At 72.7% G+C, this 16246-nt stretch carries 13 protein-coding genes; 9 read left to right on the top strand and 4 right to left on the bottom strand.

Annotated features, from left to right (window positions below; genetic code table 11):
* Positions 1-231 precede the first annotated feature (231 nt).
* The 3 genes from ACERZO_RS30105 (at position 232) to ACERZO_RS30095 (ending at position 3485) form a co-directional block, all read left to right on the top strand.
* The gene (locus ACERZO_RS30105; protein WP_372668213.1) at positions 232-1038 is read left to right on the top strand and encodes an EamA family transporter; all 807 of its coding nucleotides are present in this window, start codon (positions 232-234) and stop codon (positions 1036-1038) included.
* 280 nt (positions 1039-1318) lie between these two features.
* On the top strand, positions 1319-2671 hold the full coding sequence (locus ACERZO_RS30100) for a glutamine synthetase (RefSeq protein ID WP_372668211.1): 1353 nt from the start codon (positions 1319-1321) through the stop codon (positions 2669-2671).
* A 31-nt stretch (positions 2672-2702) separates the two neighbouring features.
* Positions 2703-3485 (top strand): DUF6885 family protein, encoded by a 783-nt coding sequence (locus ACERZO_RS30095; protein WP_372668209.1) that lies wholly within the window; start codon positions 2703-2705, stop codon positions 3483-3485.
* Here ACERZO_RS30095 and ACERZO_RS30090 read toward each other — a convergent pair.
* From ACERZO_RS30090 to ACERZO_RS30075, 4 genes are all read right to left on the bottom strand, one after another.
* Positions 3463-4902: an APC family permease gene (locus tag ACERZO_RS30090; protein ID WP_372668975.1), complete on the bottom strand. Its 1440-nt coding sequence runs from the start codon at positions 4900-4902 to the stop codon at positions 3463-3465. The two genes, ACERZO_RS30095 and ACERZO_RS30090, sit on opposite strands and share 23 nt — an antisense overlap.
* Before the next feature lie 41 nt (positions 4903-4943).
* Positions 4944-5609: a response regulator gene (locus ACERZO_RS30085; RefSeq protein WP_372668207.1), complete on the bottom strand. Its 666-nt coding sequence runs from the start codon at positions 5607-5609 to the stop codon at positions 4944-4946.
* Entirely contained in the window at positions 5606-5728 is a 123-nt protein-coding gene (locus ACERZO_RS30080) for a hypothetical protein (RefSeq protein ID WP_372668205.1), read from the bottom strand. The genes ACERZO_RS30085 and ACERZO_RS30080 overlap by 4 nt, the downstream gene beginning before the upstream one ends.
* 185 nt (positions 5729-5913) lie before the next feature.
* Positions 5914-7086 (bottom strand): histidine kinase, encoded by a 1173-nt coding sequence (locus tag ACERZO_RS30075; RefSeq protein ID WP_372668203.1) that lies wholly within the window; start codon positions 7084-7086, stop codon positions 5914-5916.
* A 109-nt stretch (positions 7087-7195) separates the two neighbouring features.
* On the opposite strand from ACERZO_RS30075, the gene ACERZO_RS30070 reads away from it, so the two are divergent.
* The 6 genes from ACERZO_RS30070 to treZ all read left to right on the top strand — a co-directional run bounded on the left by ACERZO_RS30070 (position 7196) and on the right by treZ (position 16230).
* Positions 7196-7768 (top strand): hypothetical protein, encoded by a 573-nt coding sequence (locus tag ACERZO_RS30070; protein WP_372668202.1) that lies wholly within the window; start codon positions 7196-7198, stop codon positions 7766-7768.
* Positions 7765-7965, top strand: coding sequence for a hypothetical protein (locus ACERZO_RS30065; RefSeq protein ID WP_372668200.1), 201 nt, complete (start codon positions 7765-7767; stop codon positions 7963-7965). Before ACERZO_RS30070 ends, ACERZO_RS30065 begins: the two co-directional genes overlap by 4 nt.
* A gap of 92 nt (positions 7966-8057) precedes the next feature.
* Entirely contained in the window at positions 8058-10019 is a 1962-nt protein-coding gene (gene malQ, locus ACERZO_RS30060) for a 4-alpha-glucanotransferase (protein ID WP_372668198.1), read from the top strand.
* Positions 10020-10112: 93 nt separating this feature from the next.
* Positions 10113-12239, top strand: a complete 2127-nt coding sequence (gene glgX, locus ACERZO_RS30055; RefSeq protein ID WP_372668196.1) for a glycogen debranching protein GlgX — start codon at positions 10113-10115, stop codon at positions 12237-12239.
* Positions 12236-14512, top strand: a complete 2277-nt coding sequence (gene treY / locus ACERZO_RS30050; RefSeq protein WP_372668194.1) for a malto-oligosyltrehalose synthase — start codon at positions 12236-12238, stop codon at positions 14510-14512. The genes glgX and treY overlap by 4 nt, the downstream gene beginning before the upstream one ends.
* Positions 14509-16230 carry a malto-oligosyltrehalose trehalohydrolase gene (treZ, locus tag ACERZO_RS30045; RefSeq protein ID WP_372668193.1) on the top strand — a complete coding sequence of 574 codons (1722 nt, stop codon included), beginning with the start codon at positions 14509-14511 and terminating at the stop codon, positions 16228-16230. Before treY ends, treZ begins: the two co-directional genes overlap by 4 nt.
* Positions 16231-16246: the final 16 nt, after the last annotated feature.

Genomic DNA, 16246 nt, shown 5'->3' with positions numbered 1-16246 from the left:
CTTCCACTCTTCCAGACGTTTCGCGGCTCGCAAGTGTTCCCGCGCCGGTGGGACCTGAGTCACGCCGATTTACCCCGGATGTCGTAGCCGCGTCCCGCAATGCAGGAGACGAATACCCGGAGAGTTACGTTTTCCGTGGTCAGGCACCATGGGGTGGTGAGTACGGTGACTTCGCCCCGAAGGCTTTCCGGGGTACCCGCGCCGCTCTTGTTCGTTCTCAGCGGAATTTCCATGTACGCGGGCGCGGCCATCGCGGTCGACCTTTTCGGCCACGCGACCCCGGCGGGGGTGGCGTGGCTTCGTTGTCTCGGGGCGGCGGTGGTCCTGCTGGCGTGGCGCCGCCCGGGGCGAGAGGCGTGGCGCGGCCGCGGCCTGTGGCTGGCGATCGCGTTCGGCGTGGTGACGGCGGGCATGAACGTGCTCTTCTACGAGGCGATCGCCCGCCTCCCGCTGGGCACGGTGGTGGCGATGGAGTTCGCGGGCCCGGTCCTGGTGGCGGCGTTCGGGACGCGCTCGCTGCGGGACGTGCTGGCGGTGGTCCTGGTGGCGTGCGGCGTGGTGGCGATCGCGGATGTCCAGTTGTCGGGGTCGGTCCTGGGGGTGCTGTTCGCCCTGGGCGCGGCGGCGGCGTGGGCGGGGTACATCGTGCTGGGCAAGAGGGTGGCTTCGTCGTCTTCGTCGGGTTTGGACAGCCTGGCGATCGGCTTCACGGCGGCGACGGTGGTGCTGTCGCCGTTGGCGTTCGGGACGGGGTCGGTGTGGTCTTCGCCACGGATGCTGCTGCTGGGGGTCGGGGTGGGGGTGCTGTCGACTGTGGTGCCGTACGCGCTGGACCAGGTCGTTCTGCGGCGGTTGGGACAGGCGCGGTTTGCGGTGTTGCTGGCTTTGCTGCCGGTGACCGCTGGGGTGATGGGGTTCGTGTTGCTGGGGCAGGTGCCTTCGGTGGTGGAGGCCGTCGGGACGTTGGCTGTGGTGGCGGGGGTGGCGTTGCGGAGCCGGGACGAGTCCGTGGGGCCGGCGCCGGAGCCGCCGGGTTGAGTGGGTCGGGCGTCTGTCGTGTGCTCTGTGGGGTCGCTTTCGCCGGCCCGAGCACCGCGTCGTGGCCGAGGACTCCGCCGGCCTCGGCCCGGACGGCCGTCGCGACCGCGACCGGATCGGCTTGGCGGCCGCGAGTTGTCCACAGCCCGCCCGTGATGTGGACTACCCCGCCCCGCCACCCCCTTTCCCCGCGCCTTTCGTCGGACCCTCCCGATACGCTGAAGCGGGGCTCGTCCCCCGGGATGGGTGGGGTCTGCTCGGGCCTGAGGAGGCGGGTGCCATGACCAAAGCGGCGTCGGCGGCGGCGAAGGACTTCGCGGCCGCCGGAGTGGGTGGTGTGCACCTCGCCTGGGCGGACAACAACGGCATCCCGCGCTCGCGGATCGTGCCCGTCGCCGGGCTTGCCGAGGCCGCTACCCGGGGCGTAGGGGCCACCTCGCTCTTCGCCGTCTTCGACAGCCACGACGCCATCACCTACGCACACCGCGGGCTCGCCACCCCGAGTGGCGACATCCGGCTCGTGCCCGTCGTCGAGCGGCTGCGGCGGCTCGCCGGGCAGCCCGCGCTCGCCTGGGCACCCGTGCGGCAGGTCACCCAGAGCGGCGAGCCCTGGCCGTACTGCCAGCGGGCCGTCCTCGAAGCGCAAGTCGCCGAGGGCGCGCGGCGGGGGCTGGAGTTCCGGGCCGGCTACGAACTCGAGTTCGCCGTCGCCCCCGCGGGCAGCGCCGGCATCACCGAGAACCCCGGGCACCCCGGGCCCGCCTACAGCCCGCACGCCCTCGTCGGGCTCGACGGCTTCGTCGCCGCCCTCCTGCACGACTTCGCCGCCAACGGCCTGCGGATCGGCCAGCTGCACGCCGAGTACGGCGTCGCCCAGCTCGAGCTCTCGCTCGCCGCCACCGATCCCGTCTCCGCCGCCGACGACCAGCTCCTCGCCCGCCAGACCATCCACGCCGCCGCCCGCACGCACGGCCTCGTCGCCAGCTTCGCGCCGCTGATCGGGCTCGGCGCCGCCGGCAACGGCTGGCACCTGCACACCTCCGTCCGCCGCAAGGGCCGCAACCTCCTCGAGACCGGCGGCGACGGCAAACCGGACGACGGCGGCTACCTCGCCGGCCTCCTGCGCGACCTCCCGGCGCTGACCGCGATCACCGCGCCGAGCGTCCCGTCGACCCTGCGGCTGCGCCCCGGCTACTTCGCGGGCGCGTACGCCTTCTGGGGCGTCGAGAACCGCGAAGCACCGCTGCGGTACGTCCCGGGCTCGCCGCTGCTGGGCGCCGACCACGCGAACGTCGAGCTCAAGACGTCGGACGCCTCCGCCAACCCCTACCTCGCGCTGGCCGTCGTGCTCGCCGCCGGGATGGCCGGCATCGAAGACGCGGCCGCGCTGCCCGAGCCGATCGCCGAGGATCCCGGCGGCTGGACCGAAGGCGAACGCGAGACGCGCGGCGTGCGCCGGCTGCCGGCCGGCACCGCCGAGCAGGACGCCGCGCTGCTCGCCTCGCCCCGGATCGCCGGCGTGCTCGGCGAAGAGCTCTTGGGCGCCTTCCGCGCGGTCCGGGCGTCCGACGCGGCGTGGGCGGCCGAGCGCAGCGTCGAGGAGATCGTCGCCGCACACCTGTGGCGCTATTGAGTACCGGAAAAGGAAGTCGCTGAGGGGACCGATGTCTTCGGGGATCGACGGCGGGCAGCTCGACCTGTCCGGGGTGCGGTGGCTGCCGGGCGGCGCCCGGCTGGCCGCGGCGGCCCAGGCGGAGCTGCCCCAGAAAGACGGCCTGGCCGCGGCGTTCTGCGGCCTCGCGGCGCTGCGCGCGGCCGGGTTCGACGTGCCCGACCAGGACGCCGTCGCGGTGGCCGCGGGCACGGTCCGGGGGCCCGTCGTGCGCCCGCCGGGCGAGGTGGGGCGGCCGGGCTTCCGGCTGCCGGTGCCGCAGGTCGACGACCCGGCCGCCGCGGGAACGCGGGTTTCCGGGCTCGCCACGGCGATCGGCGCGTTGTCCGGCGGTGCCCTCGCGGCCGTGCCGGCGACGGGGGAGTGGACCACCGAGCGGCTCTTCGACCTGCTGGCCGGCCTCTGGGACGTCCCGCGCGTCGCGGTGATCGCCCGGATCGACGCCGCCGAGCTCGGCGCCCACGACACCCCGGAACGCGCGCTGCTCGACTACCTCGACACCGGCGTCCCACCACTGTGGACGTCGCGCTGGCGCCCGCCCGGCGGTCACTTCGTGCTCGTGGCGGGCATCCGCATCGGCGCCGAAGGAACGTTGTTGTCCGTTGTGGACACTTATCCGTCCTTCGGGGACAACGGGATCCACGACCAGCCCGTCGAGTGGATGACGGCGGCGCTGGGCGGACTGGGCGTGCTGGTGGTCGTCGACGCGGACCAGGTACCGGCGACGCGCGAGGCGGTCCGCGTCGCCGGCCTCAGTCCGTCCTGCTGGGACTGACTTCCGCCTCGGTCGCGAAGCGGGAATGCCTGCGGCCGTAGGCGAAGTAGATCGCCAGGCCGATCAGCAGCCACACGGCGAACCGGATCCAGGTCAGCACGTTCAGGTTGAGCATCAGGTACAGGCAGGCCAGCGCCGCCAGGATCGGGACCACCGGCGAGAACGGCACGGAGAACGGCCGCTCCAGGTCGGGACGGCGGCGGCGCAGCACCGGGACCGCCACCGCCACGATGATCATCGCCGACAGCGCGCCGATGCTGACCATGTCGGCCAGCTCGGAGATCGGGATGAACGCGGCCAGCACCGCGATCAGCGCGGCGCCGCCGATGGTCATCCGGTGCGGGGTGCCCCACTTCGGGTGCGCGGTGCCGAGCGCCTTCGGCAGCAGGCCGTCGCGGCCCATCGCGAAGCCGATGCGGCCGATCGTCACCAGCTCGACCATCATCACCGACGTCAGGCCGGTCACCGCGCCGAGCGAGATGAGCGCGCCGACCCAGTGCTGGCCGACCCGGTCGAACGCGTCGGCCAGCGGCGCGCCCGTGTCGATGTCGGTGAACGGGATCATGCCGGTCAGCACGATCGACACGCCGATGTAGAGCAGCGCGCACACGCCGAGCGCGCCGAGGATGCCGACGCGGAGGTCCTTGCGCGGGTTGAGCGTTTCCTCGCCGAGGTTCGCGAGCGCTTCGAAACCGGTGTAGGCGAAGAACACGATCGCGGCTGCGGTGACCATGCCGGCGATGCCGTAGACCGACTGCTCCAGGCCGAGCGCGGCTTGGACGATCGGCTGCTCCAGCACCGTCGACCCGTTCGCGGGCGGCTGGGCCGGCGGGATGAACGGGGTCAGGTTGGCGCCCTTGACGAAGAACAGGCCGACCGCCAGCACCAGCACGCACACGGCGACCTTCACGCAGACGAGCAGGTTGGTCAGCCAGGCCGACTCCTTGATGCCCAGCACGGCGACGACGGTCAGCACGGCGATGATCAGCACCGCGCCGACGTTGACCTTCGCGTCCTCGCCGAACCACTCCGGCGACAGCCCGAGCAGGTTGGCCAGGTAGCCGGACCAGCCGCGCGACACGACGGCGGCGCCGAGCGCGAACTCCAGCAGCAGGTCCCAGCCGATGATCCAGGCGAAGACCTCGCCGAGGGTGGCGAAGGCGTAGGTGTAGGCGCTCCCGGCGGTCGGCACGCTGGAGGCGAGCTCGGCGTAGCAGAGCGCCGCGAGGCCGGCGACGACCGCGCCGAGCACGAACGACAGCGTCACCGACGGCCCGGCGTGGGTCTTCGCCTCGACACCCGCCAGGGTGAAGATGCCGGTGCCGATGATGATCCCGACGCCGAACCCGACCAGGTCGCGCCCGCGCAGCCGCCGCTTGAGCTCCCCGGACTCCTGGCGCTTCAGGACGTCGTCCACGTTCAAGGTTCTCCGCACACCCATGAGGAGAAGTTAGAAGGTCACGGGGGTTCCCGCAGATCGGCGGCGGCCAGGCCGTTCTCCTGGGCGAGGATCGCCGCCTGGACGCGGGAGCGGAGGTCCAGTTTGGTCAGGACGCGGGAGACGTGCGTCTTCACCGTCGTCTCGCCGATGTACAGCCGGGTGGCGATCTGGGCGTTGGACAGGCCGGCGCCGAGGCAGCCGAGCACCTCGCGTTCGCGGTCGGTGAGGGTGTCGAGGCCGTGGGGGACGGGCGCCGGCCCCCGCCCGGCGGCGTAGGCGGTGATCAGCCGCCGCGTGACCTCGGGGGCGAGCACGCCTTCGCCGGCCGCCACGCGCTTGACGGCCTCGATCAGCCGGGGCGCCTCGACCGACTTGAGCAGGAAGCCGGCCGCGCCCGCCTGGAGGGCGCCGTCGACGTACTCGTCGAGGTCGAAGGTGGTGAGGACGAGGACTTCGGACAGCCCTTCGGCGAGCAGCTGGCGGGTGGCGGTGATGCCGTCGGTGCCCGGCATGCGGACATCCATGAGCGTGACGTCGGGCCGGAGGGCACGGGCTTGCCGCACGGCGGCGGCGCCGTCCGCGGCTTGGCCGACGACCCGGACGCCCTCGGCGTTGTCCAGGATCATGGCCAGGCCGTCGCGGATGGCGGTGTGGTCGTCGGCCAGGAGGACGGTGATGGTCATCGGGTGGTGCCTTCGGTGGGGCTTGCCAGGAGTTCGGTACCGATCAGCCGGTTCTCGCTGGACGGGCCGGTGGCGAGCCAGCGAGTTTGCCGCCAGACCGCGGTGCCGACGGTGGTCATGGGTGCGGTGAGGGTCATCGGGTGGTGCCGGCCGGAGGTTCCGTGTGGAGGAGCCGGCGCCGGCAGGGCGGGTCGGCTACCGGCGTGCGGAGTTGTCGCCGGGCCGGTGCGGTCCAGCCGGCCTCGGCCTGCCGCGGGCTCGGGGCGGAGGCGGGCGTGGTTGTTGGCCGCCACATTGGTGATCGTCATCGGGTCGGGCCCACCGGGAGCTCCGCGCGGACCAGCCAGCCTTCGCCCGACGGGCCGGCCGTCAGCCTGCCGCCCACCGCGTCCGCCCTCTCGCGCATGTTCAGCAATCCCGTTCCGGAGCCGTCGGCCGGAGCCGGGGGGTGGTGGACCTCGTTGCGGACCTGGACCTCCAACACTCCGTCGAAGTGCCTGATGTCCACGTCGACCTGGCCGCCCGGGGCGTGCTTCACCGCGTTCGTCAGCGCCTCCTGGGCGATCCGATACGCCGTCAGGTCGACCGCCGTCGGCAGCGGGACCTGCTTGTCCACAGTGGACTCGACCGTCACCTCCAGGCCACTCGCCCGGGCCGACTCGACCAGCTTGGAGAGTTCGGCCAACCTGGCCGGCGCCGTCGTCTCCGCGCTCGCGCCCTCGGCCTTCAGCAGCCCGATCATCGCCCGCATCTCCGCCAGCGCGCTGACACTGTTCTCCCGCACCGACTCCAGCACCCTCCTCGCCAGCTTCGCGTCCGAGAGCGACAACGCGGCTTCCGACTGGATCGCGATGGCCGAGAGGTGCCCGGCGACCACGTCGTGCAGGTCGCGCGCCATCCGGCCGCGCTCGGCGGCCACCGCCGCGCGGCGGTCCAGCTCCGCGATCTTCGCCAGCTGCGCGGCGTTCGCCCGCTCCGTGTCCGCGATGTCGCGCTGCTGGCGGACGTTCGCCGCCCACCACACCGGTGTCAGGACGAACGGCAGCGTGCTCACCGCGGCCAGCACCGCCGTGCGCCACTCCTGGCCGAGCAGCAGCACCCCGGCCAGCACGGTCACCACCGACAGCGCCGCGACGCCGATCATCACCCGGCTCGTGCGCCGCGAGCCGTAGAGCGTCGCCGCGTACAGGAAGTCCGTGTAGATGATCACCACCGGCAGGGACGGGCTCAGCCAGATGTCCACCGCCAGCACCACCGTCGCCAGCAGCAGCGCGCCCGGCACCCACCGGCGCAGCAGCTCCAGACCGCACAACGCGGTCAGCTCGAGCAGCCGCACCCACAAGGGCGCGTGGTCGTACGCGGTCAGCAGCCGGTGGATGCCGGCCGCGTAGACCAGGACGCCGGCCACCCACGTGGCCAGCGCGATCACCGCGTCCTGCTGCCACGCCGGCCGTGAGCGGAGGCGGAGGAAGGACATGTGACCATCCCAGCACACGGGGTGAGCGCGGCGCGTCCTACGAAGTGATGACCCCCGGTCGTGCTTTCCGACGACGCGCCCGAGCCGGTCCGGGCGCGAGCCTGGAAGCGTGAACGAGATCGGGAAGTTCCTCGCGGAGAATCCGGCGGCCGCCGTGATCGCGGCGGGCGAAATCGGGTTCTGGGTGCTGATCGCGGCCGGGCTCGCCGTGCGGTACCTGCTGCGCGCCCGGCGCGCCTCCACGATCCTGCTGGCCATGGTGCCGCTGATCGACGTCGTGGTGCTGGTGGCGACCGTGGCCGACCTGGCCGGTGGGGCGAAGGCGAACTTCACCCACGGCCTGGCCGCCGTGTACCTGGGGTTCAGCGTCGTCTTCGGACCCGGCATGGTCCGGTGGGCCGACGTGCAGTTCGCCCACCGGTTCGCCGGCGGGCCGCCACCGCCGCCCAAACGGCGGGGAAAGGAGAAGGCGCGGCACGAGTGGCGCGAGTTCGGCAAGTGCCTGCTCGCCTGCGGGCTGGCGGCCGTGGCCCTGCTGGCGGCGATCGTCACCATCGGCACCCCGGAGCAGGTCGGGCCGTTGTGGGCCTGGTTCCCGCGGCTGGGCACCGTCACGGCGATCTGGTTCGTCACCGGCCCGCTCTGGCAGGAGCTGGCCGGCAAGGCGGAGGTGCGGTCGTGATCGAGCTGCTCGGGATCCTGCTGGTCGTCCAGGGCGCCGGCGGCCTGCTCAACCGGCTGCTGGAGGCCCGCTCGCCGAGCTGGTTCGTCCAGCTGCACCTGCTGCCGGCGTCGCTGCACGTCGCGGCCAGCGTCGTGATGGTCCTGGCCGGCGCGGCGGTGCTGGTGGCGACCCGGCGGCGAAGAGGGCGGGGGTGACGTCGTGCCGCGTCGATCGGAGACCGGGGGGCTCCGCCACCCGGACCCCCGGAAAGCGGGCGTGCGGATGGCGGGAACGGCCCCGCACCGGAATGCTGGTCCCCGTGCCCGACGAGATCCCCGCCCGCAGCGCCCTGCACCAGCTCGCCGACCGCCACGGCGTCGCCACCCGGTACGAGAACGCCGACCAGGAATGGGTCGAAGTCGACGACGACGTCGTCGCCGCCGTGCTGGGGCAGTTCGGGGTCGACGCCACCAGCGCCGACGCCATCGCCGAAGCACTGGCGGCCCAGACCCCCGACGAGCTGCCGCCGACGATCGTGCTGAAGGAGGGCACCGGCCGGCCGCTGCCCGGGGACGCCGAGATCGTGCTCGAAGACGGCAGCCGGCGTCGGACCACCGGCGAAATCCCCGCCGACCTGCCGCTGGGCTGGCACCGGGTGGTCACCGACGGCCAGGACGTCGTGCTCGCCGTCGTGCCCGCGAAGCTGCCGGACGTCCCGCCCGCCTGGGGCTGGATGCTGCAGCTCTACGCCCTGCACTCGGCCGGTTCCTGGGGCATCGGCGACTACGCGGACCTCGCCACCTTCGCCGCCCGCTCGGCCGCGGAGCTGGACGCGGGCGTCCTGCTGGTCAACCCCGTGCAGGCCTTCAGCCCGGCCCACCCGGTCGAACGGTCGCCGTACTCGCCCGCGAGCCGGCGCTTCGCCAACCCGATCTACCTGCGCGTCACCGCCACCGAGACGTTCGAGCGGGCCGACGCGGCGACGCGGGAGGCGGTCGAGTCGCTGGTCCCGGACCGAGACGGCGAACTCATCGACTACGACAAGGTCTGGACGGCGAAACGCGCCGCCCTGGAGCTGCTGTGGCCGCACCGCGTCGAAGAGCTGCCCGAAGATCGCGACCTGCTGGACTTCGCCCTCTTCTGCGCCCTCGCCGAACGGCACGGCGCCGACTGGCGGGACTGGCCGGAGCCCCTGCGCGACCCGGCCGGCCCCGAGGTCGAGAAGGCCCGCGAGGAGCTGAAGGAGCGCGTCGGCTTCCACACGTGGCTGCAGCACCTCTGCCGGATCCAGCTGGAAGCTGCCCGGAAACAAGCCTGCGCGGCCGGGATGACCGTCGGGATCGTGCACGACCTGCCGGTCGGCGTGCACCCCGGCGGGGCCGACACTTGGGCGGTGCGGGACGTCTTCGCCGCCGACGTCCGCGTCGGCGCGCCGCCGGACGCCTTCAACCAGCAGGGCCAGGACTGGAACCTCCCGCCGTGGCGGCCGGACAAGCTCGCCGCGGCCGGGTACGCGCCGTTCCGGGACGTCATCCGCGGCGTGCTGCGGTACGCCGACGGCATCCGCGTCGACCACATCGCCGGGCTCTGGCGGCTCTGGTGGATCCCGCCGGGCGAGCCCGCGCACCGCGGCACGTACGTCCACTACGACGCCGAGGCCATGGTCGGCGTGCTCGCGCTCGAGGCGCACCGGGCCGGCGCGGTCGTCGTGGGGGAGGACCTCGGCACGGTCGAGGAGACCGTCACCGAGACCATGCACGAGCGCGGCATGCTCAGCTCGGCCGTGCTGTGGTTCGAACGCGACTGGGACGCGCCGGGCAAGCCGTTCACTCGCCCGGACACCTGGGACCCGGAAGCCATGGCCAGCATCTCGACGCACGACCTGCCGACGGTCTCCGGCTGGCTGGAAGGCGAGCACGTCCGGGTCCGGGCCGAGCTGGGCCTGCTGGACCGCGGGGTCGAAGCCGAGGAAGAAGCGGCCGCCGCCGAACGGCAAGCTCTGCGGGAACTCCTTGCCCGCGAAGGGATTCCGGACGACGACATGGTCGTCGCCCTGCACGGGCTCCTCGCGCGGGCCGCGTCCCGGCTGGTGCTGACGTCACCGGCGGACGTCGCGGGCCAGGTGCGGCAGCCGAATCTGCCCGGGACGGTCGACCAGTACCCTAACTGGCGGATTCCCCTTCCCGTCAGCGTCGACGGCTTCTTCACCGCGAAGGGGGTGCGCGCCGCGGTGGCGCCGCTGGCAGCAGCGCGTCCGTTGCCCGGGTAACGGGTACCCCACGGCGTACGACCCCCGGAGTGATGCGCGTCCGCGTGCGCGGACGCGCCCGGTACAACCCTGTGAAAGCTCGAGGAGACCCCAGTGCGGCCCTGGCCCGGAACGCCCTACCCGCTCGGCGCGACCTACGACGGAGTCGGGACGAACTTCGCCCTGTTCTCCGAGGTCGCCGAGCGGGTCGAACTGTGCCTGTTCGACGCCGAGGGCGAGGAGACGCGGTACGCGCTCGAAGAGGTGGACGGCTTCGTCCACCACGGCTACCTGCTCAACGTCGGCCCGGGTCAGCGGTACGGCTTCCGCGTGCACGGCCCGTACGACCCCGCCCGCGGCCTGCGGTGCAACCCGAACAAGCTGCTCATCGACCCGTACGCGAAGGCCGTCTCGCACGGCGTGAAGTGGGACGAGTCGCTCTTCGGCTACCAGTTCGCCAACCCGGAGGAGCGCAACGACGCCGACTCCGCCGGCCGGGTGCCCTACTCGCTGGTCGCCAACCCGTTCTTCGACTGGGGCAACGACCGCCTGCCGAAGCGGCCGTACAACGAGACGGTCATCTACGAAGCCCACGTCAAGGGCATGACGGTGAACCACCCGTTCGTGCCCGAGGCGCTGCGCGGCACGTACGCCGGGATGGCGCACCCCGCCGTCGTCGAGCACCTGCAGAAGCTCGGCGTGACGGCGGTGGAGCTGCTGCCGGTGCACCAGTTCGTCTCCGACCACGGGCTGGAGGAGAAGGGCCTCACGAACTACTGGGGCTACAACACGATCGGCTACTTCGCCCCGCACGACTCCTACGCCGCGATGCCCGGCGAGGGCGGCCAGGTGCAGGAGTTCAAGGGGATGGTGAAGGCCTTCCACGAGGCCGGCATCGAAGTGATCCTCGACGTGGTTTACAACCACACCGCCGAGGGCAACCACCTCGGGCCGACGCTGTCGATGCGGGGCATCGACAACGAGGCCTACTACCGGCTGGTGGAGGGGGAGCCCGAGTACTACATGGACTACACCGGCACCGGGAACTCCCTCAACGTGCGCAACCCGCACACCCTGCAGCTGATCATGGACTCGCTGCGGTACTGGGTGACGGAGATGCACGTCGACGGCTTCCGCTTCGACCTCGCCTCGGCGCTGGCGCGCGAGTTCTACGACGTCGACCGGCTGTCGACGTTCTTCGACCTCGTGCAGCAGGACCCGATCGTGAGCCAGGTGAAGCTGATCGCCGAGCCGTGGGACGTCGGCCCCGGCGGCTACCAGGTCGGCAACTTCCCGCCGCTGTGGACGGAGTGGAACGGGCAGTACCGCGACACCGTCCGCGACTTCTGGCGCGGCGAGCCCTCCACACTGGGCGAGTTCGCGAGCCGGATCACCGGCTCGTCCGACCTCTACCAGGACGACGGCCGCCGCCCGTTCGCGTCGATCAACTTCGTCACCGCCCACGACGGCTTCACGCTGCGGGACCTGGTGTCCTACAACGAAAAGCACAACGAGGCCAACGGCGAGGACGGCCGCGACGGCGCCGACGACAACCGCTCGTGGAACTGCGGGGTCGAGGGCGAGACCGACGACCCCGAGGTCAACGAGCTGCGCGTGCGGCAGCAGCGCAACATGCTGGCGACGGTGATGCTGTCGCAGGGCGTGCCGATGATCCTGCACGGCGACGAGTTCGGCCGGACCCAGCAGGGCAACAACAACGTCTACTGCCAGGACTCCGAACTGTCCTGGATGGACTGGGAGCTGGCCACCGAGCACGCCGACCTGGTCCGGTTCACCGGCGGGCTGGGCGCGTTCCGGCACCGCCACCCGGTGTTCCGCCGCCGCCGGTTCTTCCAGGGCGGCCCGGTCGGCAAGGGCGACAAGCTCGGCGACATCGCCTGGTTCACCCCGGCCGGCGAGGAGATGACCGAGCAGAACTGGGACGACGGCTTCGGCAAGGCGGTCGTCGTCTTCCTCAACGGCCAGGCCATCCCGGACCTCGACCCGCGCGGGATGCATGTCGAGGACGACTCGTTCCTGCTCGCGTTCAACGCGCACTACGAGGACATCGACGCCAAGCTCCCGGGCAACGGCTACGGCCAGGCCTGGACGGTCGTCATCGACACCGCGACCGGCGAGGTCGAGCCCCGCGACGCGAAGTCCATCGAAGGGGGCGGCCAGTTCACCCTGCCCGCCCGGTCCCTGATCGTGCTGCAGCGGACGGAGACGGAGTCCGAATGACGGTGCCGGAGTCGACCTACCGGGTGCAGCTGCGCCCGGAGTTCCCGTTCGGCGACGCCGCCGGCATCGCCGGTTACCTGCGCGACCTGGGCATCGGCGCGCTGTACGCGTCGCCGGTGCTGGACGCCACGCCCGGTTCGACCCACGGCTACGACGTCGTCGACCCGACGCGCGCGCGGCCCGAGCTGGGCGGCGAGTCGGCCCGGCAGGAGCTCAGCGCGCTGCTGAAGGAGCTCGGGCTCGGCTTCGTGGTCGACATCGTGCCGAACCACATGTCGGTCGAGGTGCCGAAGGCGAACCGCTTCTGGTGGGACGTGCTCGAACACGGCCGCGACTCGGAGTACGCGTCGTTCTTCGACATCGACTGGGAGCGCGGTCCGCTGCTGCTGCCGGTGCTCGGCGATGACGACGCTGTCTCGGAGCTGACGGTCGACGGTGACGAACTCGCCTACTACGACCACCGCTTCCCGATCGCGCCCGGCACCGGCGGCGGGACGCCCCAGGAGGTCCACGAGCGCCAGCACTACCGCCTGATCGGCTGGCGCCGCGGCAACGCGGAGCTGGGCTACCGCCGGTTCTTCGACATCACGAACCTGGCCGCCGTCCGCGTCGAAGACCCGAAGGTGTTCGCCGAGACGCACGGCGAAGTGCTGCGCTGGGTCGCCGACGGCGACGTCACCGGCCTGCGCGTCGACCACCCGGACGGCCTCGCCGATCCCGGTGGCTACTTCCGGCGGCTGCGGGAGAACGCGCCGAACGCGTGGATCGTCGCGGAGAAGATCCTGCACCCGGGCGAGCCGCTGCCGCAGAGCTGGCCGGTCGACGGCACCACCGGCTACGACGCCCTGCGCGAGATCGCCGGCGTCTTCGTCGACCCGGCGGGCGAGCCCGGGTTCACCGAGCTGGCCACCGAACTGGGCGTGAAGACCGGCTACCACCGCGTCGAGGCCGAAGCCCGGCGGCTCGTCACCGACCGCATCCTCGTCGCCGAGGTCCGGCGGATCGCGGCGCTGCTGCGCGGGGTGGACCAGGACGCGGCGCGCGACGCCGTCGCCGAGACCATGGTCGCGTTCCCCGTCTACCGCTCCTACCTGCCCGAGGGCGAGACGCACTGGGCGGCCGCGATCGCCGGGGCCCGCGAGGCCCGCCCCGACCTGGGCGGCGTGCTGGACGCGCTCGACGCGCAGGTCCGCGCCGAGCCGGACGGCGAGCTGGCCACCCGGCTGCAGCAGACGTCCGGCATGGTCGTGGCCAAGGGCACCGAGGACACGACGTTCTACCGCTACACCCGCTTCGCCGCGCTCAACGAGGTCGGCGGCAACCCGGACCGGTTCGGCCTGGACGTCGAGGAGTTCCACCGCCTGGCGGCCGAGCGCGAGGCCGGGCACCCGGCCGCGATGACGACGCTGACCACGCACGACACCAAGCGCTCGGAGGACACCCGCGCGCGGATGGCCGTGCTGGCGGAGCTGCCCGGCGAGTTCGCCGACGCCGTCCGCCGGTGGACCGTGCGCCGCGGGATCGCCGAGCCGGCGCTGAACCTCCTGGCCTGGCAGACGCTGGTGTCGACCTGGCCGATCGAGCCGGGCCGCCTCCAGGACTACCTCGACAAGGCGGCCAAGGAGGCCAAGCTCCGGACCAGCTGGACCGACCACGACGAGACGTTCGAGGCCGACGTCGCCGCGTGGCCGGCGGACGTCATGGGCGACGCCGAGCTGGCGGCGGACATCGAAGCGTTCGTCGCGCGGATCGAGAAGCCCGGCTACGCGAACTCGCTCGGGCAGAAGCTGGTCCAGCTGACCGCGCCCGGCGTCCCGGACGTCTACCAGGGCACCGAGCTGTGGGACTTCTCGCTGGTCGACCCGGACAACCGCCGCCCGGTCGACTACGCGGTCCGCCGCGAGATCCTGGCGCGCGTCGCCGACGGCGAGCAGCCGGGGATCGACGCGTCCGGCGCGGCGAAGCTGCTGGTCGTGCACAAGGCGCTGCGGTTGCGCCGCGAGCACCCGGCGCTGTTCCGCGGCTACCGGCCGCTGCGCGCCGAGGGGCCCGCGGCGGAGCACATCCTGGCCTTCACTCGGTCCGCGGACCTGGCCGTGGCGGTCACCCGGCTGCCGATCGGCCTCGAGGCCGGCGGCGGCTGGCGCGGCACCGTGCTGCCGCTGCCCGACGGCGTCTGGACCGACGTCCTGACCGGCCGCGACGCGAGCCCGGACGTGGCCACGTTGTTCGACCGGTACCCCGTCGCGTTGCTGGTGCGAGGAGACGCATGAGGTTCAGCGTGTGGGCGCCGTCCGCCGGGCGGGTCCGGGTGAGCGTCGACGCCGGCGTGCACGAGATGACCGCCGGCGACGGCGGTTGGTGGCACGCCGAAGCCGACGGCATCAACTACGCCTTCCTGCTGGACGACGACGAGAAGCCGCTGCCCGACCCGCGGTCGCGGTGGCAGCCCCACGGCGTCCACCGGGAGTCGCGCGTCTACGACCACGGCGAGTTCGAGTGGACGGACGACGCGTGGCACGGCCGCCAGCTGCCCGGCGCCGTCCTCTACGAGCTGCACGTCGGGACGTTCACCGAGGGCGGCACCTTCGACGCGGCGATCGACCGGCTCGACCACCTCGTCGACCTCGGCATCACCCACGTCGAGCTGCTGCCGGTCAACTCCTTCGACGGCACCGCGGGCTGGGGCTACGACGGCGTGCTCTGGGGCGCGGTCCACGAGCCCTACGGCGGGCCGGACGGCTTCAAGCGGTTCGTCGACGCGGCGCACGCGCGCGGGCTGGCCGTCGTGCTCGACGTCGTCTACAACCACCTCGGGCCGTCGGGGGCCTACCTCGACAAGTTCGGGCCGTACTTCGCCGGGCAGAACGACTGGGGCCCCGGCCTCAACCTCGACGGCGCCGGCTCGGACGAGGTCCGCCGGTACGTCATCGACAACGCGCTGAGCTGGTTCCGCGACTTCCACGTCGACGCGCTGCGGCTGGACGCGGTGCACGCGCTGCTCGACCGGCGCGCGGTCCACCTGCTCGAACAGCTCGCCACCGAGACCGAGGCGCTGTCGGCGGCGCTGAACCGGCCGCTGACGCTGATCGCCGAGTCCGACCTGAACGACCCCCGCCTGGTGACGCCCCGCGAGCGCGGCGGCTACGGCCTGCACGCCCAGTGGTCGGACGACTTCCACCACGCGCTGCACGTCAAGCTCACCGGCGAGACGTCCGGCTACTACGCGGACTTCGCCGCGCAAGACGCCGTCGAACGGGTGCTGCGCGAGGTGTTCTTCCACGCCGGCACCTGGTCGTCGTTCCGCGAGCGGACCCACGGCCGTCCGGTGGACACCCGGACCGTGCCCGGCCACCGCTTCCTCGCCTACCTGCAGAACCACGACCAGATCGGCAACCGCGCGACCGGCGACCGGCTGTCCGCGACCGTGTCCCCGGGCCGGCTGGCCTGCGGCGCGGCGATCCTGTTCTGCTCGCCGTTCACGCCGATGGTGTTCATGGGGGAGGAGTGGGCGGCGAGCACGCCGTGGCAGTTCTTCGCGTCCTTCCCGGACCCGGAGCTGGCCGAAGCCGTCCGCACGGGCCGCCGTCGCGAGTTCGCCCGGCACGGCTGGGGCGAGTCCGAGGTGCCCGACCCGATGGACCCGGCGACGGTCGACCGCTCGCGGCTCGACTGGGCCGAGCCCGAGCGGCCCGGTCACCGAGAGGTGCTGGACCTGTACCGCGCGTTGATCCGGCTGCGCCGCGAGCACCCCGAGCTGGCCGCCCCCTGGACGGCCGACGTCCGCGTCGACGCCGCGCCGGACGGCTCCTGGCTCGTGCTGCACCGCGGCGCGCTGCGGCTGGCCGTCAACGTCGGCGAAGGCCCGGTCACGCTCCCGCTCCGGGCCACGACGACCCTGCTGACCTGGGCGGACGCCACTGTGGACGGGGGTGCCGCGCAGCTGCCGCCGGACACCTTCGTGCTCGTCGGAACGGCGGCGGCCCGGTAACCGTCCCGGTATAGGG

It is taken from the genome of Amycolatopsis kentuckyensis (assembly GCF_041679295.1).
In the GTDB taxonomy this organism is placed as follows: domain Bacteria; phylum Actinomycetota; class Actinomycetes; order Mycobacteriales; family Pseudonocardiaceae; genus Amycolatopsis; species Amycolatopsis kentuckyensis_A.
The sequence above is the reverse complement of the archived record's forward strand: the minus strand, read 5'-3'. Positions and strand labels throughout refer to the sequence as shown.